The organism is Phytoactinopolyspora halophila (assembly GCF_003287285.1).
Classification (GTDB): Bacteria; Actinomycetota; Actinomycetes; order Jiangellales; family Jiangellaceae; genus Phytoactinopolyspora_A; species Phytoactinopolyspora_A halophila.
The window spans coordinates 99,737-120,190 of sequence record NZ_QMIG01000016.1 but is presented as its reverse complement, the minus strand read 5'-3'; the positions used below and the strand labels follow the sequence as shown (position 1 = coordinate 120,190).

The 20,454-nt window shown below is 68.5% G+C and carries 17 protein-coding genes; 6 read left to right on the top strand and 11 right to left on the bottom strand.

The features are described from left to right. The 4 genes from DPM12_RS22825 to DPM12_RS15000 form a co-directional block, all read right to left on the bottom strand. Positions 1 to 189: hypothetical protein (locus tag DPM12_RS22825; protein ID WP_146751915.1), on the bottom strand; the 189-nt coding region annotated here is incomplete at its 3' end. 116 nt (positions 190 to 305) lie between these two features. Next, positions 306 to 1,637 carry a M20/M25/M40 family metallo-hydrolase gene (locus tag DPM12_RS15005; protein ID WP_112259144.1) on the bottom strand — a complete coding sequence of 444 codons (1,332 nt, stop codon included), beginning with the start codon at positions 1,635 to 1,637 and terminating at the stop codon, positions 306 to 308. A gap of 27 nt (positions 1,638 to 1,664) precedes the next feature. Further along, entirely contained in the window at positions 1,665 to 1,805 is a 141-nt protein-coding gene (locus DPM12_RS23235; RefSeq protein WP_158542902.1) for a hypothetical protein, read from the bottom strand. A 13-nt stretch (positions 1,806 to 1,818) separates the two neighbouring features. Continuing rightward, positions 1,819 to 3,333, bottom strand: coding sequence for a sodium-dependent transporter (locus DPM12_RS15000; RefSeq protein ID WP_112259156.1), 1,515 nt, complete (start codon positions 3,331 to 3,333; stop codon positions 1,819 to 1,821). A gap of 183 nt (positions 3,334 to 3,516) precedes the next feature. On the opposite strand from DPM12_RS15000, the gene DPM12_RS14990 reads away from it, so the two are divergent. Continuing rightward, positions 3,517 to 4,857: a sensor histidine kinase gene (locus DPM12_RS14990; protein ID WP_123788492.1), complete on the top strand. Its 1,341-nt coding sequence runs from the start codon at positions 3,517 to 3,519 to the stop codon at positions 4,855 to 4,857. Here the strand turns inward: DPM12_RS14990 and DPM12_RS14985 are convergent. From DPM12_RS14985 to DPM12_RS14965, 5 genes are all read right to left on the bottom strand, one after another. Further along, a complete protein-coding gene (locus tag DPM12_RS14985) occupies positions 4,820 to 5,626 on the bottom strand; it encodes a cytochrome d ubiquinol oxidase subunit II (protein ID WP_112259141.1) in 807 nt (268 codons plus the stop codon). The two genes, DPM12_RS14990 and DPM12_RS14985, sit on opposite strands and share 38 nt — an antisense overlap. Before the next feature lie 70 nt (positions 5,627 to 5,696). Beyond that, positions 5,697 to 5,942, bottom strand: coding sequence for a hypothetical protein (locus DPM12_RS14980; RefSeq protein WP_112259140.1), 246 nt, complete (start codon positions 5,940 to 5,942; stop codon positions 5,697 to 5,699). A gap of 5 nt (positions 5,943 to 5,947) precedes the next feature. Then, complete coding sequence (locus DPM12_RS14975) at positions 5,948 to 8,128, bottom strand: MMPL family transporter (RefSeq protein WP_112259155.1); 2,181 nt, start codon at positions 8,126 to 8,128, stop codon at positions 5,948 to 5,950. A 242-nt stretch (positions 8,129 to 8,370) separates the two neighbouring features. Then, positions 8,371 to 9,036 carry a response regulator gene (locus DPM12_RS14970; protein WP_112259139.1) on the bottom strand — a complete coding sequence of 222 codons (666 nt, stop codon included), beginning with the start codon at positions 9,034 to 9,036 and terminating at the stop codon, positions 8,371 to 8,373. Continuing rightward, the gene (locus tag DPM12_RS14965) at positions 9,033 to 10,268 is read right to left on the bottom strand and encodes a sensor histidine kinase (protein ID WP_112259154.1); all 1,236 of its coding nucleotides are present in this window, start codon (positions 10,266 to 10,268) and stop codon (positions 9,033 to 9,035) included. The genes DPM12_RS14970 and DPM12_RS14965 overlap by 4 nt, the downstream gene beginning before the upstream one ends. Positions 10,269 to 10,358: 90 nt before the next feature. Between DPM12_RS14965 and DPM12_RS14960 the strand changes: the two genes are divergently transcribed. After that, positions 10,359 to 11,888: an ATP-binding protein gene (locus DPM12_RS14960; protein ID WP_112259138.1), complete on the top strand. Its 1,530-nt coding sequence runs from the start codon at positions 10,359 to 10,361 to the stop codon at positions 11,886 to 11,888. Between the two features lie 316 nt (positions 11,889 to 12,204). On the opposite strand, the gene DPM12_RS14955 is transcribed toward DPM12_RS14960, so the two are convergent. Beyond that, entirely contained in the window at positions 12,205 to 14,943 is a 2,739-nt protein-coding gene (locus DPM12_RS14955; protein ID WP_158542901.1) for a glycosyl hydrolase family 95 catalytic domain-containing protein, read from the bottom strand. A 197-nt stretch (positions 14,944 to 15,140) separates the two neighbouring features. Further along, on the bottom strand, positions 15,141 to 16,109 hold the full coding sequence (locus DPM12_RS14950; protein WP_158542900.1) for a sugar-binding transcriptional regulator: 969 nt from the start codon (positions 16,107 to 16,109) through the stop codon (positions 15,141 to 15,143). Between the two features lie 132 nt (positions 16,110 to 16,241). Between DPM12_RS14950 and DPM12_RS14945 the strand changes: the two genes are divergently transcribed. The 4 genes from DPM12_RS14945 to DPM12_RS14930 are packed head-to-tail and all read left to right on the top strand — an operon-like array spanning position 16,242 to position 20,396. Further along, on the top strand, positions 16,242 to 17,282 hold the full coding sequence (locus DPM12_RS14945) for a zinc-dependent alcohol dehydrogenase family protein (RefSeq protein ID WP_112259135.1): 1,041 nt from the start codon (positions 16,242 to 16,244) through the stop codon (positions 17,280 to 17,282). Beyond that, positions 17,279 to 18,643, top strand: coding sequence for an ABC transporter substrate-binding protein (locus DPM12_RS14940; RefSeq protein WP_112259134.1), 1,365 nt, complete (start codon positions 17,279 to 17,281; stop codon positions 18,641 to 18,643). Before DPM12_RS14945 ends, DPM12_RS14940 begins: the two co-directional genes overlap by 4 nt. Continuing rightward, the gene (locus tag DPM12_RS14935) at positions 18,640 to 19,593 is read left to right on the top strand and encodes a carbohydrate ABC transporter permease (protein WP_112259133.1); all 954 of its coding nucleotides are present in this window, start codon (positions 18,640 to 18,642) and stop codon (positions 19,591 to 19,593) included. Before DPM12_RS14940 ends, DPM12_RS14935 begins: the two co-directional genes overlap by 4 nt. Beyond that, positions 19,593 to 20,396 carry a carbohydrate ABC transporter permease gene (locus DPM12_RS14930; RefSeq protein WP_112259132.1) on the top strand — a complete coding sequence of 268 codons (804 nt, stop codon included), beginning with the start codon at positions 19,593 to 19,595 and terminating at the stop codon, positions 20,394 to 20,396. The genes DPM12_RS14935 and DPM12_RS14930 overlap by 1 nt, the downstream gene beginning before the upstream one ends. The last annotated feature ends 58 nt before the right edge of the window (positions 20,397 to 20,454 follow it).

Genomic DNA, 20,454 nt, shown 5'->3' with positions numbered 1-20,454 from the left:
CTCAACCACATCACCAGGCTCACCCTCGACCGACGCATCAGCCGTCACCTCAAGCGTGACGTCTTGCATCACCTCAGGCAGCGGGTTCTGGGCGGATGCCGGGGCGGCAACCGTGGCTCCGAGCAGTGCGACCGATCCCAAACCAGCAAGGCTGGTCAAGGCACGGCGCTTCATTACCTTGGCTCTCATCCATACTCCAAATGATCAAAGTTGTACACACAAAGATGTGCCGAACACACAGTACCGGAGGTGAGCAAGGCTGTCATGAAACTACGCGCGCACGCGTCGTGCGCCGTGTCACGAAGCTAGGCGATGTCGAGGAATCGATCCAGCACGCGTGCACCGAACTCCAGGCTCTCGGTCGGTACCCGTTCATCCACGCCGTGGAACATGCCCGCGAAGTCGAGCTCGGGTGGCAGCTTCAGCGGCGAGAACCCGAAGCACCGCACGCCCAAGGTGCTGAAGGCCTTCGCATCGGTACCGCCCGACAGCGTGTACGGCACCGTTCGCGCCGCCGGGTCCTCTGCTACCAGCGCCGTCGTCATCGCGTCGACCAATGAGCCGTCGAACTCCGTCTCCACCGCGATGTCGTGGACCACGTAATCGCGCTTCACCCGGGGGCCCAGCACCTCGTCCAACGTCGCCTCGAACTCGGCTTCGTGTCCCGGCAGGAAACGGCCGTCGACGTATGCCTCGGCCCGCCCCGGAATGACGTTGTGCTTGTACCCGGACTTGAGCATCGTCGGGTTGGTCGTGTTGCGCGTCGTCGCACCGACGATCCGCCCGATGTTGCCGAACACCCGCAGCAACTGCTCCGGATCATGGGGATCCAGCTCCACCCCGAACGCCTCACTCGCGGCATCGAGGAATGCCCGCACGGTCGGGGTGATCCGCACCGGCCACTCGTGCCGGCCAAGCCGGGCCACCGCTTCGGCGAGTTCGGTCACCGCGTTGTCGTGCGTGACCATCGATCCGTGTCCCGCGTTTCCTTCGACAGTCAGCCGCATCCAGGCGATACCCTTCTGCGCCGTCTCGATGAGATACAGGCGCAGGTCGTCGCGGACCGTGAGGCTGAACCCTCCCACCTCGCCGATCGCCTCGGTGACGCCGTCGAAGAGATGGGTGTGGTGCCTGACGCCCCAGTGCGCCCCCAGCACTCCCCCGGCTTCCTCGTCGGCGAGGAACGCCAACACCAGCGGCCGCTCGGGGAGCCGCCCGGTACGCAGCCGGTCGCGGATCACGGACAGGACCATGGCGTCCATGTCCTTCATGTCCACGGCACCGCGGCCCCACACGCACTCATCGATGATCTCCCCGGAAAAGGGGTCGTGGGTCCAGTCCGCGGCATCCGCCGGCACCACATCGAGATGCCCGTGGATCAGCAGCGCGTCCGTCCGCTCGGGATTCGCGCCCTCGATGCGGGTGACCACGCTGGTCCGCCCCGGCTCGGAATCGAAGATCGTGGTCTGCAGGCCCACATCGGCCAGCTTCTCGGCCACGTACTCGGCGGCCTTGCGCTCCCCGGGACCGCTGCTGTCGCCGTAGTTCGACGTATCGATCCGGATCAGATCCCGGCACAGGTCGACGACCTCGGCTTCGGGCGTGGTCTGGGCGTCAGGCGTCACAGGCGCGTTCATTCTCCCCAGCCTAGACCCCGGGTGGCGCTAGTCGCCCGGGTCACCCGTGTCACCGTTCTCGGCCCGCACCAGCTTCTCGCGGTCCTTCTTGACGGCCCAGAGCAACAACAGGACGACAGCCAGCGCGGAACCACCCAGGAAGACGATTGTCCAGATCACGACATCCATGTCGCAGCTCCTCTCATTTCTCGGGCTGCACCGAGCCCGAGCCCGTGGGCGTGGTCATGGGACCGTGGGCAACCTTCCTGCCGAGCCAGTTGTTGAGCAGCAGCATGACGATGGCCAGCAGGAGCCATTGCCCGATCATCGTGGCCACACTCAGCTCTGCGAGCGGGTTCCACCAGTCGTCCGGCGCGAACACCGTGATGCTCTGCTGGATCCACCAGCCCATCAGGATGACGAACAGTAGCGGGAAGATCCGGATGAGCCCGCTCCACCACCACGTGACCCGGAAGTCGCTGTCGGCGTCGAGTTCCTCGCGTGCCCGGGACACGCCGAACTTCATCATCGCCACGGCCGCGAACAGGCCACCGATGAGCAGGCCGACGCCCCACACGAAGTCCTGGTTGCCGAGGAACTCCAGGCTGATCGCCGAGGGGATGCCGGCGATGAACGCCACCAGCACGATCCACGGCACCGCACGCCGGCGTGGCAAACCCATGTCCTCGACGTTGCGCGTGGCCAGCTCCATCATCGCGATCAGGCTGGACAGCGCCGCCATCGCCAGGGCGAGGAAGAAGATGGGGGCGAACACCCAGGTACCACCGGGCATCTCACCGAACAGCTCGGCGAAGTAGATGAACGCGAGCCCTTCGTTGCCGGACTCCACCGCTTCCAGCGCGAACTCCTGCGTGCGCAGGGCGAATATGGTACCCATGACGACGGTCCCGGCCAGCGTGGCGGCCAGGAAGTCACCAGCCACCAGGGTTGTCGAGTTGAGCGCGAAGTCCTCACGCTTGCGCATGTACACCGAGTACGTCAGGTACAAGCCCCACCCGGCCCCGGTGGAGAACGCCATCTGGCTGAACGCCCGCAGCCACAGTTCCGGATCGCCGAGCAAGTCCCACTCGGGAACGAACAGGAACCGCAACCCGTCGGAGGCACCGGGGAGCGTCATCGCCCGGATGGCGAGCGCGACGAGGAGCACGAACAAGATCGGTATCGCGAACTTCAGGATCGCCTCGAAGCCGCGCTTGAGACCGCGGAAGATGATGATTCCCACGAGAACGATCGCTATGGCGTGGAAGAGGATCGTCTGCCAGGGCGTGCCGGTGAACCCGTTCCACAGCCCTTCGGTGTCGGCGCCACTCTCGAACGTGCCGGTGACGGCGTACACGAAGTAGCGGATCGCCCAGCCGCAGACGACGGAATAGTAGAACATGATGCCGATGGTCACGAACCCCATGAAGCCGCCCATCCAGGCGAACTTGCGGCCCATGAAGTCCCGGAACGCCCCGACGGTTCCCAGCCGGGAGCGCGATCCCAGGTACTGTTCGGCCATCAGGATCGGTATCGCCCAGACCAGGAACGCGATGAGCAGGGCCACCAGGAAGGCGCCCCCACCCCACGCCCCGACCTCGCGCGGGAACCGCCAGATGTTTCCGGTACCGACCGCCATACCGACGGCGACGGCGATGAACGTCAACCGGCTCGAGAAGACTTCGTGTTTTCCCGTGCGCTGCTCCTGCGTGCTCATCGATCCACCTCGCTCCATCACGGTGGCGTGTGGATCGATCATGCACCCGCCGCCGCAACCAGGCAATGGGGTCCCTCGAAGAAACGTCGTCACCTGCCGAGACGTTCGCCGCCGACGGGGACGATGTGCCACGGAGCACGCCACGGACGGGTGTCGAAGGCGGCGTATCGATAGCCTCGACCCGTGACCACACCCACGAGACGCGGCCGATCGGGCCCGGAGCTGCCGGCACTCCTGCCGGCATCGTTGCGGGCTGACGCGACCACGGCCGGGCGGCGAGACGGGAACCATCGGATACCCCGCTCGGCGCGCGACTGGATCGTCGACGTCTTCGCCTTCGTCATCGCCGTGGGTATCGGCGGGATCGCCTTCGCCGACGCCGTCGATCAAGACGGGCTCACATCCATACGGATCGTCGATCTCGTGATCGGAGCGTTGAGCTGCCTGGCGCTGTGGGCCAGGCGCCGCTGGCCCACGCAGATCGCCGTCGCCGTCGTCCTCGTGTCCATCGTCTCCACCGCCAGCGGCGGTGCGGTCCTCGTCCTCATGCTGACCGTGGCCGTGCACCGCCCCTTCCCGACGACGGCTGCCGTCGCCGCGGGAAACATCCTGGTCGGGGTCCTCTACTTCCGGATCAATCCGGAGCCCGAGCTGCCGTGGATGGTCGGCGTGGCCCTGAACACCCTCGTCATCGTCGCCGTGATGCTCTGGGGAATGTTCGTCCGCGCCCGCCGCCAGCTCGTCCTCACGTTCAGGGAACGTGCTCGCCAGGCCGAGTCCGAAGCACACCTGAGAGTCGAGCAGGCCAAGCACCGGGAACGCGAGCGGATCGCCCGCGAGATGCACGACGTGCTGGCGCACCGGCTCTCCCTGCTGAGCGTGCACGCCAATGCCCTGACGCACCGTCCTGAGCGGCCGACCGCCGAGATCGCACAGGCGTCCGACGTGATCCGGGAGAACGCGCACCTGGCGCTACAGGATCTCCGTGAGGTCATCGGAGTGCTCCGATCCCCCACCACACCCGCGGAGCCACCTCCCGATGCGCCGTACGCGCCCACCGCGGCGGAACCGGAATCGTCGACACACACCGTCAACGAGCTTTCCTCCCTGATCGACGAGTCCCGGGAGGTCGGCATGGAGGTCACGCTCGATGACCAGCGCGAGAGTCACGCGGACATCCCGGCTCCGATCGCCCGCTGCGTGTATCGCCTCGTCCAGGAAGGGCTCACCAACGCCCGGAAGTACGCGCCTGGGGCCCGGGCGACGGTGAGCCTGTGGGGCGCGCCCGGGAACCGGCTGGTGGTGCGGGTGCACAACGGTCCGCCCGCGGCTCCGCCCCCGGTACGCGACGACGATCGCGGGGCGGCATCGCCGGACGAGCCATCGCGGCCGATTCCGGGCAGCGGTGCGGGCCTCATCGGCCTGAACGAACGGGTCACGCTCTCCGGCGGCACGCTCACATACGGCCCTACGCCTGAGCACGGCTTCACCGTGGCGGCTGAGCTGCCCTGGCCCCGGCCCTGATCCGGTGCCCGAACAGCCGCCACGCCCATATCTGTCCCGTCACGATCGGGAGGGTGAGCGCGAGGATCGCCGGCACGAGCCATTCCAGTGTCGATACCGCCGCGACGGCCCCGCGCACCGGCATCTGCGTGCCGGTGGCGACTACCAGGCCCGCCATCACGCCTGATGTGAGCGCGAACGTCCGCGCCTCCCCGGCCATGCCGAACCACCCGATCGCGCGCCGCCGCAGCTCGCCGTCGAGACGCAAGGCGGCGAAGGCGAGCCCGTGCAGGGCGAACAGTGTCAACACGGCGGCGATCGCGACCAGCACCACCGGATCCGTTACCACGCGGTCCGTGACGCCCGCGATCGCGCTCGCGAAGATCCATGCCCAGCTGCCGGCGACGAGCCAGCTTCCGGCCGTGACAGCCACGTCACACCCGGACAGCCACCCGCGAGCACCGCGGCCGTCGCCGTCGACGCGCCCCCGGAGCCACACTCCGGCATCGCGGGCGACCCATCCGCTCACCAAAGCGACGATCAATGGAAACCAGCCACTGAAGAGCTCGCCCTCCAGCGCGGGGAACAGGCCGATGATGACGCCGGCGGTGGCGATCAGCCACACTTCGCTGGTGAGGAAGAACGGCACGATGGCGGCCACGACCAGCCGCCGCTCCCCGCGAGCGCGCGCGAGCACCGGCAGGATCATGCCGGTTCCGATGTCCGCTCCACCCAGGACGAAGTAGCCGATCGCGTAGAACGCCAGAATGACGACGGCCAGTGTTTCCACGGACCTCACCTCCCCACGAACGTCAGCACCGCGCCGGACGTGTCCTCCGGCGCGGTGCGTCATCGGGTGCCTAGCGGGGTCCGCGCCGGCGCCGCCGGATCAGCCCGAATTCCACGAGCACGGCTACCCCTGCGCCGGCAGCGACGACGAACAGCTCGTCCATCCCGAGACCCGTATCCCGGTCGAAGAGCGGTGTGGCGACGATGTTGGCGACAACGATTCCCGCAACGATCAAGATCGCCAACCGGACGTTCGCTCGTCCTCCCGGGGACCGCCAGCCGTCCCCGGAACCCGTTTCCTGCTGCTCCCAGCTCATCGCGTTTACTCCGTTCCGGACGCGGCTGCCGGCTCCGGCGATTCCCGGGAGTCGGCACGCTCCAGCGGCACGACCGGCAAGACGCGATCCATCCAGCGCGGCAGCCACCACGCCTTGGCGCCGAACAGCCGCATCGTCGCGGGGACGACGAGACAGCGCACGACGACGGCGTCCAGGAACACGGCGACGGCCAGGCCGAGACCGAACTGCTGCAGCATCCGGTCGGGGCTCAACATGAACGCGCCGAACACCACGATCATGATGGCGGCAGCGGCCGTGATGACGCCGCCGGTGGCGGCCAGCCCTTCCCGCATCGCGCGGATGGCGTCGCCGCTGCGGTGCCATTCCTCGTGCATCCGGGAGACGAGAAAGACCTCGTAATCCATCGACAACCCGAAGACGATCGCGAAGATCATCACGGGGATGAAGGCCTCGACCGGACCCGCGGGCACGCCGAACATGCCCTCGCCGAAGACGAGTGTCACGACGCCGAGCGAGGCACCGATGCTCAGCAGGTTGAGGATCGCCGCCTTGACCGGGATGAGCACGGAGCGGAACACCGCCATGAGGAGGATCGACGAGAGTCCCACCACGACGAGGAGAAACAGCGGCAACCGGTCACTGACCGCCCCGGAGAAGTCGTCGGCTGCCGCCGTGCTGCCGCCGACGAGATACCGCCCGCCCGTCTGGTCGGCCAGGCCGGGCAGCGTGTCGTCGCGCAGGGTGTCGACCAGCTCGCTGGTGTCCTCGTCCTGCGGTGCACTACCCGGGAACACCATGGACATCGCCAGCTCGTCGGCCCCCAGGGGCTGTGGCGGTGTGGCGTCCGCGACTCCGGGAGCCGACATCAGCGCCTGGTGCAGCCGTTCCCCGGCCGGTTCTCCGGTCCCGTCGGCCACCACGATCAGCGGCCCGTTGACGCCCGGCCCGAAGCCTTCGGCCAGCAGGTCATACGCCTGTCGGCTGGTGGTGTCTTCCGGATCGTTGCCAGCGTCGGCGAAGCCGAGCCGCATCCCGAACGCGGGAATCGCCAGAACCGCGATGAGCAGTACGGAGATCGTCAGCGGCGCCCACGGCCGGCGCGCCACACCGTCGGCGAGCCGGCGCCACCGCTGGCCGTGCTCCCTGCCCGTTCGCCCGGCGTGCCGGGTGATCCGGCGCTCGATCCGCCCGCCGAACACGGTGAGCAGCGACGGTAGCAAGGTCAACGACGCGACCATCGTGACCAGCACCGTCAATGCCACGGCCAGGGCGACACCCTGCAACGCCCCGAGCCCCAGAACGAACAGGCCGAGCAGGGCGACGACGACGGTGAAGCCGGCGAAGATGACCGAGCGGCCGGCCGTGTCCAGCGCGGTTCGGGCGGCTTGCTGCCGGTCGTGGCCCGAGAGCAGTTCGGATCGGTACCGGGCGAAGATCAGCAACGCGTAGTCGATGCCGACGCCCAGGCCGACCATCATCATCAACGGGGGCGTGTAGCTGGCGATGGTCGCGACGTTGGACATCACGACGATGACGCCGAGCGTGCTGCCCACAGCGAAAATCGCGGTGATGATGGGAAGGCTCGCGCTCAGGAACGAGCCGAACATGAACACGAGAATGACCAGGGCAGCCAGCAGGCCCGCGGCCTCGGCCGGGAACCCCTCGGCCTCCTCCACGGCACGGATCGATTCACCGCCCAGCTCGACCTGCAGGCCATCTCCATCGGCTTCCTGCGCGGTGTCGATGAGCTCCTCCACGGCCTCCGATGGCACGTCGGTGGCGGAGGCGTCCAGTGTGATCGTCGCGTAGCCGATGGTGCCGTCGTCGGAGACCGCCTGCGCATCGTCGTACGGGCTGGTCACGTCCGCGACATGCGGCAGTTCGGCGACATCGCCGAGCATGTCCTCCACGCGCTGCCGCGTCGCGGAGTCCGCGACACCCCCGGCGTCGTGGAGCACGATCCGGACCGTGTCACCGGAGCGTGCGGGCACGTGCTCGGCGAGCAGATCGTTCAGCTCCTGAGACTCCGTTCCGGGCAGCGTGTGATCATCGTGGTACTCGTCGCCGATCGCCTGCGCTGCGGCGGTCACGCCGACCAGCACCAGGACCCACACGATGAGGGCCAGCCACCGGTGCCGCTGCGACCACGCGGCCAGCCGGTGCATCCGGCTCGGCCGTACCGCCACCGGCGGCGGCATCGTCATCGTCACTGTCGATCAACCTCCTGAACGCTTCGATACAGCCAGGCACGAGTCGCCTGGACATGCGACCGTCGTTCAGGATCGCTCACCGCCTGCCCCGGTGTCGTCGGCTTGGCGATGACACCTGGCGTACATCGTGTACATCCCCGGTTGTGGGCCGGCATCGCGCTCTACAACCGCAGTTGCGGGTCTCCGCGCTGCCCTACCGGCCGGTCAAATCACGGGCCGGTCAGTCACGGGGCGGATCAGTCGAGCCAGCCCGGTGCGATCAATCCCGATTCGTATGCCTGCACCACCAGCTGGGCGCGGTCACGCGCCCCGAGTTTGGTCATGATGCGGCTCACGTGTGTCTTGGCGGTGGCCGGACTCACGACGAGCCGCTCGGCGATCTCGTCGTTCGACAGCCCCGTGGCCACGAGGACCAGCACTTCGCGCTCGCGTTCGGTCAGCTCCCCGAGGTGGATGTCGGGGGCGGGCCGGGACGCCTGGCTGGCGATCTGGGCGATCAGGCGCCGGGTCACCGACGGCGCGATCAGCCCGTCGCCGCGGGCCACCACCCGTACCGCGTGAATCAGCTCCACCGGTTCGGTGTCCTTGACCAGGAACCCGCTCGCTCCGGCCCGCAGCGCCTTGTAGACGTAATCGTCGAGGTCGAAGGTCGTGAGGATGACGACTTTGACGCTGGCCAGTTTCCCATCCCGAGCGATCCGCGTCGTCGCTTCGAGCCCGTCCATTTCAGGCATGCGGATGTCCATCAAGATGACGTCCGGCCGCAGCTCCTCGGTGAGCCGGAGAGCCTCGACGCCGTCCGCTGCCTCCCCAACCACCGAGATCCCGTCTTCACCGGCAAGGATCGAGGCGAATCCGGCACGGATCAGACGCTGATCGTCGGCCAGCACCACGCGTATCATTCCCGCTCCACCGAGCCGCGTCCCGTCTCATCGCGACGCAGCGGCAGCCGCGCGCTCACCCGGAATCCACCATCGGGGCGGGGCCCGGCGACGAGCTCGCCACCCAGCGTCCGGGCACGCTCGCGCATACCGAACACGCCACTGCCGTGCCCGCCAGCATCGCCCGCGGGATCCGGCGGGCCGTCGATGGGTTCCGTGCCGGGATCGTCGTTGACGATCTCCAGCCGGACCTCATCCTCGTAGCGGATGCGTACCGTGGCAGACGTTGCCCGGGAATGTCCCGAGTGCCGGGTCACGTTGGTCAATGCCTCCTGCACGATCCGGTATCCTGCCAGATCCACGGCCGGAGGAAGCGGGTTCTCCGGATAGTCGTCGATCTCCGAGTACACCGTCACTCCCGCCGCCTCACAGCCGGCGATCAGCTCGTCGACATGGGCCAAGCTCGGCGGTGGCCCGGTCGGTGCCTCGTCGTCGACCTGCCGGAGAACACCGAGCGTCGCCCGCATCTCGCGTAGCGCCTGCCGGCTGTTTTCCTTGATGGTCCGCAACGCCGCGCTGGCCTGCTCCTGGTCGTGATCGATCCGGTGCACGGCGGCGCCTGCCTGGACGTTGATCAGCGACAGGTGGTGGCCGAGGACGTCATGCAACTCGCGGGCGATCCGCAGCCGCTCCTCCGTCGTCCGCCGCCGCACTTCCTCCTCCCGGCCCCGCTCGACATCCCGGAGCCGCCGGGCAGCCTCGCGCAGGTAGCTGCGCCGGTTGTACACGGCGCCGCCCACCGCCATGATCGCGATGAGCCACCCGGCGAAGAACAGCACGCCCAGATCACCGAGGTGTTCGGCATCCGTGCTGTATTCCCCGTAGAAGGAGCCGATCACGGCGACGGCGCCGAGAATCATCGCGGGAGCGAAGAAACCCTGCGCCATCGCCGTGTACAGGGCGATGGCGAACGAGGCGATGATCGGCCCATCGGGATCGAGCGCGATGAGATAGGTGATCGATGCCGCGAGGGTGACGGCGGCCACGAGCACCGGGTACGAGCGCCGGAAGTACACCGCCCCGACACCGACGATCAGAATCAGGATCCCCACCGGGGAGAGGCTGTCCGCGTCGCCGCCGACGGCTACCGCGATACTCCATCCAAACACCAGCGCCGCCACGAGACCGGTCAGGACGGCGTCCGCCGCCCGTCCACGCGGCCACCAGCTCCGTTCGCTCCGCCCGTCGTCCATGCTGTTGCACAGCATATGCCGTCTCGCGTGCTGTCTCGGAGATCAACCCGCCTCTAGACAGCACGGGCATTCCGGCCATTAGATGACCAGATGCCGCAGACGGACTTCGGCGAGCTGCTCCGCCAGCACCGATTCGCCGCAGGCCTGTCTCAGGAGGAGCTCGCCCGGCGTGCCGGGCTCAGTGGCGACGCGATCGCCGCATTGGAGCGCGGCCGTCGGCGCACTCCCCGCCCTCTCACCGTCCGGCTGCTCGCCGAGGCGCTCGCGCTCCCCGACCACGAGCGCGCACATTTCATCGACACCGCCCGGGGTCTCCCACGCCGTACCACCGCAGGCGACCGTCCCATCCCCGCGGCCACTCCGGTTCCGGCCGGCCAGCTCATCGGCCGGCGTGCCGAACTCGCCGCTGCGGCACAGGTGCTTACCGCGACTCCGGTCCGCCTGCTGACGCTCAGCGGCCCCGGCGGCGTCGGCAAGAGCAGGCTTGCCATCGCCGCGGCCGACGCCGTGGGAGACAGCTTTCCCGGTGGGCACTTCTGGATCTCCCTCTCGCCCCCGGACCGCGCACCCGCCGCCGGCGTCGCCGCGGCCACAGGGCTGCCGCGGCCGTCCGCGCACCGGGACCTCACCGACGTGCTCGACCTCGTGGCCGAGCAGCTCGGCGACCGCCGGGCACTCCTGGTCCTCGACGATTGCGAGCGCGTGGTCCACGACGCCGCCACGATCTGCGAAGAGCTCCTGCAACGCTGCCCACACCTGCACGTGCTCGCCACGAGCCGGGAACCGCTGCACGTCTCCGGGGAACGAGTCACCCCGATACGGCCGCTGCCCATCGACGATGCCGTCACGATGTTCCACACCCGGGCCATCGCCCACGGCGTGCAACCGACCGCGGATGAACACGGCGACGTCCGCCAGATCTGCCGGCACGTCGACGGCATACCCCTGGCCGTCGAACTCGCCGCGAGCCGGCTCAACATCCTCACCGTGAAGCAGGTCGTCATGGAGCTGGCGCGGTCATCGGCGATACTCGCCGGCACGGATCGCACCGCGCCGCACCGGCACCAGACGTGGCACGCCAGCCTGCAATGGAGCTACGACCTGCTCACGGCCGACGAGCGGACCTTCTTCGCAGCGATGTCGATCTTCTCGGGCGGGTGGACCATCGCCGCGGCACGGGCGGTGAGCGCCGGACTTGCCATGACGACAGAGCGCCACGACGTCGTCGTCGAGCTGACCAGCAAGCTCGTCGACGCCTCCCTGTGCCTCGTGCGCCGCGAGCGGGGATTCGCCCGCTACGACATGCTGGGCCTCGTCCGGGAATATGCCGCCCGCCAGCTCACCCGCCACCCGGCCCGCGCCCACGTGGAGCGCGAGCACCTGCGCCATTTCACGGCGCTGGCCGCTGCCGCCGAGCCGCACCTGCTCGGACCGGACGGCGCGCGATGGATCTCCATGCTCGATGCCGAGCTCGCCAACCTGCGCGCCGCCATGCTCCGCGCTCTCACCCGCGGATACATCACCGCTGCACTGAGATTGCTCGACTCCCTCGCCACCTACTGCCACCTGCGCGGTTTGGACACCGAATGGCAGGCCTGGCGCGAGTCGCTGTGGACCTGAGGACGTCAAGGCCGGCTCGTTCGGCCCGGTCCCTCGCCGGTCCAGCCGATGTTCGCCGGTGAGTCGAGCGCGTGTATTCACCGGCCGGTCGCGCCCATGCCCCCCGAATGGGCGCGGCCGACCGGGCTCGGCGCTGGAATCGGATCATCCGACTGAGGACAAACCCTGACCGGAACCAGACTCGTGCGCCTCGTTCCCCGCGCACCCAAGGTTGCTTCATGATCGCTTCACAGCCCAGCGACAGCTCCCTGACGAATCCCTGACATCGCCCTGACAGCCCGCGCGCGGGCCGCCGGTGTGCCCGGGATCGGCCAGATCATCGGTGGACCTCCACCGGTACCGGAACCCGGATCGTCCACTCGTCCGCACGAACCTCCACGGACAGCGGATGGGTCGCGTCCGCCGCGTCGTCCGGCACGTTCACGGTGAACTCGGCCGTGGCCGAGCCGCGCGGCGGGACGGCTCGCATCCGGACCGACTCCGGCTCGGCGCTCCACCCGTCGGGTACCTCCACGGATGCCCCGGTTGCCGGCACCGCACGCCGATCCGGCGCGCTCAGCTCGACGGACACGGGGACGGACGAGCCCGGGCGCCGCGCGTCGTCCGGCCGCTCGATGTCGACCCGCACCTGGGGCACGATCCGGTAGTTCGCCCCGGCACTGGTGGCGAACGTCAGCACGTCGCCGTCGGTGGAATGCTCCACCGGGCGGCCGTTCTCGCGGTACACGCGCACCGGCGCGGTGAACATCTCGCTGCGCAAGCTGACCTCGCCGGACTCGTCGGACGAGAGCCGCACCTCCGTCGGCATGCCCGCACGCCAGCTCGCACCCACGGTGAACCCGCCGCGCGCCCGCAGCCCGTCCACGGAGCCGCCGGCCCAGGCCGAGGGCAGGGCAGGCAAGACGTCGATCACGCCCACGTGGCTTTGCACGAGCATCTCCCCGACGCCCGCGGTTCCCCCGAAGTTGCCGTCGATCTGGAACGGCGGGTGCGTGTCCCACAGGTTCGGCAAGGTGGAGCCGGTCAATTGCTCCCGGAGCATCGTGTGCGCGCGGTCACCGTCCAACAGCCGCGCCCAGAAGTTGATCTTCCATGCCTTGCTCCACCCGGTGCCGCCGTCGCCGCGGGCGTTCAGCGACACCTCCGCCGCCTCGGCGTACTCCGGGGTGGTCTCCGGCGCGATCTGGTTACCGGGATGCAGCGCGTACAGATGCGACACGTGGCGGTGCCGGTCGCCCGGATCGTCGATGTCTTCCTTCCACTCCTGCAGTTGCCCCCACGAGCCGATGCGCAGCCCCGGGTCGAGCTGGTCGAGCGTTTCCCGCAGCGTCGCCCGGAACTCCTCGTCGACGTCCAGCTCCTCGGCGGCCGCGGTCGTCGTCGTCAGGAGATCCCAGACGACCTGCTGCGACATCGCCGCACCGGCGGTGTAGGGGCCGTGCTCCGGCGAATAGCTGGGGCTGACCACCAGCGTGCCGTCACGCGGATCCTCCACCAGGAAATCGAGCCAGAATTCGGATGCCCCTTTCATGATCGGATACGCGGTGTCCGCGAGGAACTCGTCATCCTGGGTGAAGAGGTAGTGTTCCCACAGGTGCCGGCTCAGCCAGCCGTTGGCCTCGGGAAACCAGAAGGCCGTGGGCCAGTCGTGCACGCCGGTGTAGCCGTACGGGTTCGTCTCGTTGTGCACCACCCAGCCGGACGCGTCGAACATCTCGCCGGCACTGACCCGCCCGGGCGCGCGCAGGGCGTCGATGAACTCGTGCAGTGGTCCGGCGGTCTCGGCCAGGTTCATCACCTCGGCCGGCCAGTAGTTCATCTGCAGGTTGATGTTCACGTGGTAATCGGCGCTCCACGGGTTGGACGTACCCTCGGCCCAGACGCCTTGCAAGTTGGCCGGCAGCGAACCGGGGCGTGACGACGCGACGAGCAGGTACCGGCCGTACTGCGTGTACAGCGTTTCCAGATAGCGGGCGTGCGGCGCCTCAAGCGTGCCGGATGCGTAGCCGTCCAGCAGCTGATCCGTGGGGATGCCCGGCAGTTCCTGGCCGATGTCCAGGGCGACCCGGTCGAACAGGTCCCGGTGATCGGCGACGTGTGCGTCACGCAGCTGCTGATACGACGAGTCCGCGGCCGCATCGACGACGTCCGTGACCCGCTCGTGTGGATCGTCACCCCGATACTCCGGATACTCGTCCGAATAGTCCGTGCCCGCTCCCAGCACGATGGTGACGGCGTCGGCGTTCTCGACCATCACCGCCTCCTCGCCCGCACCGACCGTGCCACCGTCCGCCGTGACATGCACCTGGGACTCGAAGCGCAAACCGTTGTCGTCGAGATTGCCGGCCACGGTCAGCCGCGCGCCGTCGACGGTGACTTCGGTGTTGGAACGCCCGTCCGGGATCGTCTGTGATACGTCCACGGAGAGCGCGCCGGGCTCGTCGGCGCTGAGCCGCGCGACGAGAACGCCATCGGGGTAGCTGGCGAAGAACTCGCGGGTGTAGCGGACGCCATCGGCGGTATAGGCGACGGAGGCCACGCCGTCGTCGATGTCGAGATCCCGGACGTAATCGTCGACAGCTCCGACGTCACCGACGTCGAGCCGCAGCTCCCCGAACGTAGAGTACGAGCCGTAACCGGTCTTGCTCTGACCGAGCAGCTCCGCGATCGCTTCCGGCTCGACCTCGCCGTTCTCCTCGATCAGCCGGCGAGCGTCTGCCAACGCGTCCGGGCGGGGGCTCGTCCAGTTGCCGTTGGTGTAATCGCGCCCGGGTGCCGGGCCACCCGTCCATAGGGTTTTCTCGTTGAACTGGACCCGCTCGACGTCCACCGTACCGAAGACCACACCGCCGAGATGGCCGTTGCCGATGGGCAACCCTTCGTCTTCCCAGCTGGTTGCCGGTTCCTCGTACCACAAGCGGTGTGGTGGCAGTTCCCGCTCGTGTGCAGGCGTAGCTGAAACGGGATCGTCGGCTGAAGCCGGCACCATCCCGGACAGCCCGAGCGCTGCGCACAAGACCGCGACACCGGCATACGCACGAGTTCGACGAGCCATGACGCCCTCCCATGCCAGGGGATACATCGGATGTGTTAACGGACACTATCGGCATGCGACGCACCTGACAAGATCAATGGCGCCTTGAGATCCGATGTCTATGCGGACAGCCGCCATCCACGCTCGCCTACATGGACATGCACACAGCCGTCGACGATCACACCGGCAGCTCAACGTGGCCGCGCAAGCTGGGGAGATCACTCCAGCAGGCCCCGGGCCGTTGCCGTATCGATCACGAGAGTGGTGACGAAGCCGCTGCGTACGGCCGCACGCACGGCATCCGCCCGCGGTACGCCGTACCCGATCGCCACCACCTCCGGCGTCGCCCGCAAGCGATCGAGGGTGACGCCGACGACGCGGTCGTCGAACCCGCCAGCAACGTCGCGGCCTTCCGCGTCGAACAGCCGGCCGCTGCACTCACCGAGCGCGCCGTGTGCCAGGCCAGCTTCGCGCTCGCTCTCACCGACCACGTCCCAGACCGTCGACAAACCCGGCGCCCAGCGCCCGAGCGCCACCACGGCGACGTCGAGCGACTCGGCCTGCTGCAACGCGCGCGCGATCTCCGGCTGGCGACGCAACGCGGCCGCCGTCGCCGCGTCCTCGACCACGAGGGGTGCATAGATCGGCAGCGACTCGCCGCCCGCGACCGCCGCCACCGATCGCACCAGCTCGACCGTCCCGGCCGAGGCACCCGGCAGGGCGATCGATCCGGCCAGCTGTACCACCGTGCACGGTGCCAGGCGGTCGAGCCTCTCGACCATGCGCGTGATGGTGCGACTCCACGTCAGGCCCACCACATTCCCCGGCCGGATCTGCTCGGTCAGCAACTCGGCCGTCACCGCGGCGAGCTCCTCACGTACCGCTGCATCCGACTGCTCGGGCACGTCCACGACGATGGCCCGGCCCACCCCAAGCTGGCGCTGCACCGCGAGCGAGGCCTCGTCGTCGATGTTGCCGGGAAGGGAGATCTCCACCCGGACCCAGCCGTTGCGCCGGGCATCGGCCAGGATCCGGGCCACCTGGAACCGGGATAGCCCGAACTCCTCGGCGAGCTCCACCTTCGACCAGCCGTCGACATAGTGCCGGCGCGCTATCGCGCCGGCGAGCACGAGCTGCGACGGACCCTGGCGGTGGCCCTCCTTCGGTGGCCGCCCCCGTTGCGCCACGACTCCTCCCCTCGCGTCTGGCCCCGGCGAAATCTTGTCACGGCTCCACGCTTGACGCGATAGCCAGATCGACCATACTCGTAATGTACACATCTGAGAAAAAATCTCGCTCATTTGAGCACAGGAGGAGATGTGAAGGCCGTCGTCATCGAGCAGCCCGGGTCGCTGTCCGTCCAGGACGTCCCCGAACCGGTTCCCGGTCCCGGCCAGGTCGTCGTCGCCGTCGGCGCGTGCGGCATCTGCGGCACCGACGTGCACATCGCCGCGGGCGAGTTTCCACCCAGCCCGTACCCGCTCGTCCCCGGCCACGAGTTCGCCGGCACCGTCACAGCCGTAGGGCCACAGGTCGCTCCGGGCATCGACGTCGGGGACCGCGTGGCCGTCGACCCGTCGCTGTTTTGCGGGCATTGCCGCCAGTGCCGCCGCGGCCGGGGAAACCTCTGCGCGAACTGGGGCGCCATCGGCGACACCGTCGACGGCGCCTTCGCCGAGCGCGTCGCCGTACCCGCCGCAACCTGCTACCTGCTTCCCGAGCACCTGAGCTTCGCCGCTGGCGCCCTCGCCGAGCCCGTTTCATGTGCGGTGCACGGCGTCCGGCGGCTCGGCGTGGAGGCAGGTGAGCGGATTCTCGTCCTGGGTGCCGGGACGATGGGCCTGATCATGCTCCAGTTGCTCACCCGCGCCGGCGCCCGCGTCAGCGTGGTCGACCGGATGCCGGGCAAGCTGCCCCTGGCCGAGCGTCTCGGCGCCGCCGAGGTCGCGACCGGCGTCGACGAGCTCCCACGACGCGCCTTCGACGCCGCCGTCGACGTCACCGGCTCGCCCGCCGCTATCGAAGGCGCTTTCCGGTCCCTCGACCGGGGCGGCCGGCTCGAGATCTTCGGCGTGGCCGCCGAGGACGCTCTCGTGCGGCTGTCCCCGTTTCGCATCTACAACGACGAGATCACCCTTGTCGGATCGATGGCCGTGCTGCACAGCTACGGCGCTGCCCTGGATCTCATCTCCGCCGGGCAGATCGACGTCGAACCTCTCGTCTCGCACACCGTCGGTCTGGACGATTTCGCCCAGGCGCTCGACCTGGTGCGAGCGAGCGAAGCGGTGAAGATCCACGTGACACCCGCCGGCGACGCCACGGCCCTCGAGGCCCCACACGTCTCAGGAGCGCACGCATGACGCGGGCGGTGGTGCGCTGCGCGTGGAGCCTGATCGGGGCCGCCACCCTCACCGCCTGCGCGGGCTTCGGCGGATTCTCCCTGGACTCGTCCGAGCGCACCACGATCGTCGTCGCGGTCGTCTCCAACCCGCAGATGAACGACGCGGTCGCCCTGTCGCACTACTTCCAGGAGGCCAACCCGGACATCGACGTGCAGTTCGTGTCACTGCCGGAGAACGAGGCCCGGGCGAAGATCACCGCGTCGGTAGCCACCGGTGGGGGCGAGTTCGACGTCGTGATGATCAGCAACTACGAGACGGCCATGTGGGCGGAGAACGGGTGGCTGGTCAACCTGCAGCCCTACGCGGACGCCACGGACAACTACGACACCGGGGACTTCATCGAGCCCGTCCGCGAGTCGCTGTCCGTGGACGGAGACATGTACTCGGTGCCGTTCTACGGCGAATCGTCGTTCCTGGTTTATCGCACCGACCTGTTCGACGAGGCGGGCCTCGAAATGCCCGAGCAGCCGACCTGGGAGGACGTGCGCGAGTTCGCCGCCACGATCGACGCCGAGTACGACGACGTCGACGGAATCTGCCTGCGCGGCCTGGCCGGCTGGGGCGAGAACCTCGCACCGCTGAACACGGTGATCCACACCTTTGGCGGCCGCTGGTTCGACAAGGACTGGAACGCCCAGCTCACCTCGCCGGAGGTGAGCCGCGCCGTCGAGTTCTACGTCGACCTGCTCCGTGACCACGGCCAGGCCGGTGCTGCCACCAGCGGCTACGCCGACTGCGGCACCCGATACGCGCAGGGACGCGCGGGCATGTGGTACGACGCGACGGCCATGGTCAACATCGTGGAGAATCCCACCGACTCCAACGTCGTCGGCGACAACGGATACGCGCCCGCACCCGTCATGGAGACCGAATCCGCCGGCTGGCTCTACGCCTGGTCCCTGGGCATTCCGGCCAGCTCCGAGCACCCGGAAGAGGCCTGGCGGTTCATCGCGTGGATGACCGACAAGGAGTATCCGCATCTGGTCGGCGCCGAGCTCGGATGGGATCAGGTGCCGCCGGGCAGCCGGACCTCCACGTACGCCATTCCCGAGTACGCCGAGGTAGCCGAGGCCTACGCGGAGCCGACGCTGCGCGCGATGGAGAGGGCCGACCAGGACCTCACCATCGCCGCTCCGGTCCCCTACGACGGCATCCAGTTCCTCGCCATTCCCGAGTTCCAGGACCTCGGCACCCGGGTCGCCCAGCAGGTCTCCGCCGCCGTGGCCGATCAGATCAGTGTCGGAGAGGCGCTCGAGCAGGCGCAGCGCTTCGCCGAAACCGTCGGCGAGTCCTACCAGTCCGAGGAGGAAGGCCGATGACCACCGACGTCATACCGGCACCGGGAGGGCAACGGCCGAGCCGGCCGTTGGCGCCATCCTTCCCCGCGGCCAGGAACACTCGCCGGGAAGGATGGCGGCGGCGCGCTCCCCTGCTGCCTGCGCTCATATTCACGATCATCGTCACCCAGGTCCCGTTCCTCGTGACGATCTGGTACTCGCTGAACTCGTGGAATCTGGTCCGGCCCGGTTCCGAACGGTTCGTCGGCCTGGCCAACTACGCCGACGTGTTCGCCGATCGCGTCTTCCGCCAGGCTGCCCTGAACACCGTTGCCATCACAGCCGGATGCGTCATCGCGTCGATGATCCTCGGAGTCGCGCTGGCGCTGCTGCTCGACCGCACCTTCGTCGGCCGATCCGTGGTGCGCACGCTGATCATCACGCCGTTCCTCGTCATGCCCGTCGCCGGAGCCCTGGTGTGGAAGACCACCATGCTGGACCCGCTGTTCGGGGTCGTGAACGCCGTCCTCTCCCCGTTCGGCGTCGGCGACATGGACTGGGCCAGCTCGTTGCCGCTGCTGTCGGTCATCACCGCGCTCGTGTGGCAGTGGACACCGTTCATGGCCCTGCTCGTGCTAGCCGGGCTGCAGAGTCAGGAACGCGAGGTGATCGAGGCCGCCCAGGTCGACGGCGCGAGCCCGAGCCGCATCTTCCGCTCGATGACGCTGCCGCACTTGCGCCGCTACATCGAACTCGGCGTCCTGCTCGGCGCCATCTACGTGGTGAACACGTTCGACCAGATCTACATCATGACCCAGGGCGGCCCGGGAACGGCCAGCGCCAACCTGCCCTTCTACATCTACCAGCGCGCCTTCCTCGGCTTCGACGTCGGCCAGGCCGCCGCCATGGGCGTCCTGGTCGTCGCCGGGACGATCGTCGTCGCGCTGTTCGCCCTGCGCATGTTGTTCCGCACCTTCGCAGAGGAGAGCTGATGGCCGCCCGCTTCCTGACCACCCTCACCTGGTTCGCCGGCCTGCTGTTTTTCTTCCCCGTGTTCTGGATGATCATCACCGGGTTCAAACACGAAGGCGACGCCCAGACCGACCCGCCGTCGCTGGTGTTCACGCCCACGCTCGACCAGTTCCGGACCTTGTTCGACGCCGGGGCCGGGCCGTACTTCCTGAACTCGCTCCTTGCCGCGGGCATGTCCACCCTTCTCGTCCTCGGCCTGGCCGTCCCCGCCGCGTACGCGCTGGCCATCCGGTCCTTGCCACGCGCCAAAGACGTCCTGTTCTTCTTCATCTCGACGAAGATGCTGCCGGTCGTGGCGGTGATCGTGCCGATCTATGTCATTGCGGGCCGGCTCGGGGTACTCGACAACGTCTGGACGCTGGTGGTGCTCTACACGGCGATGAACCTGCCCATCGCGGTGTGGATGATGCGCTCGTTCCTGATGGAGGTGCCGCGCGAGGTCCTCGAGGCCGCCGCCATGGACGGCGCATCGCTCGTTCAGACGATGCGGCGGGTCCTGCTGCCCATGGTGGCGCCGGGCCTGGCCGCGACGGCGCTGATCTGCCTGATCTTCGCCTGGAACGAGTTCTTCTTCTCCATCAACGTCACCGCCTCGCAGGCGGCGACCGTGCCCGTGTTCCTCGTCGGGTTCATGACCAGTGAGGGCCTGTTCTGGGCCCAGATGTCCGCAGCCGCGACCCTGGCCTCACTGCCGGTCGTGCTCGCCGGCTGGGCGGCGCAGAAACAGCTGGTCCGCGGGCTGTCCATGGGGGCGGTCAAGTAGGCGGTGACCTACCCCCACGGCGGGGCGAACGTCACGCCCCGGCCAGACTCGAACGGTG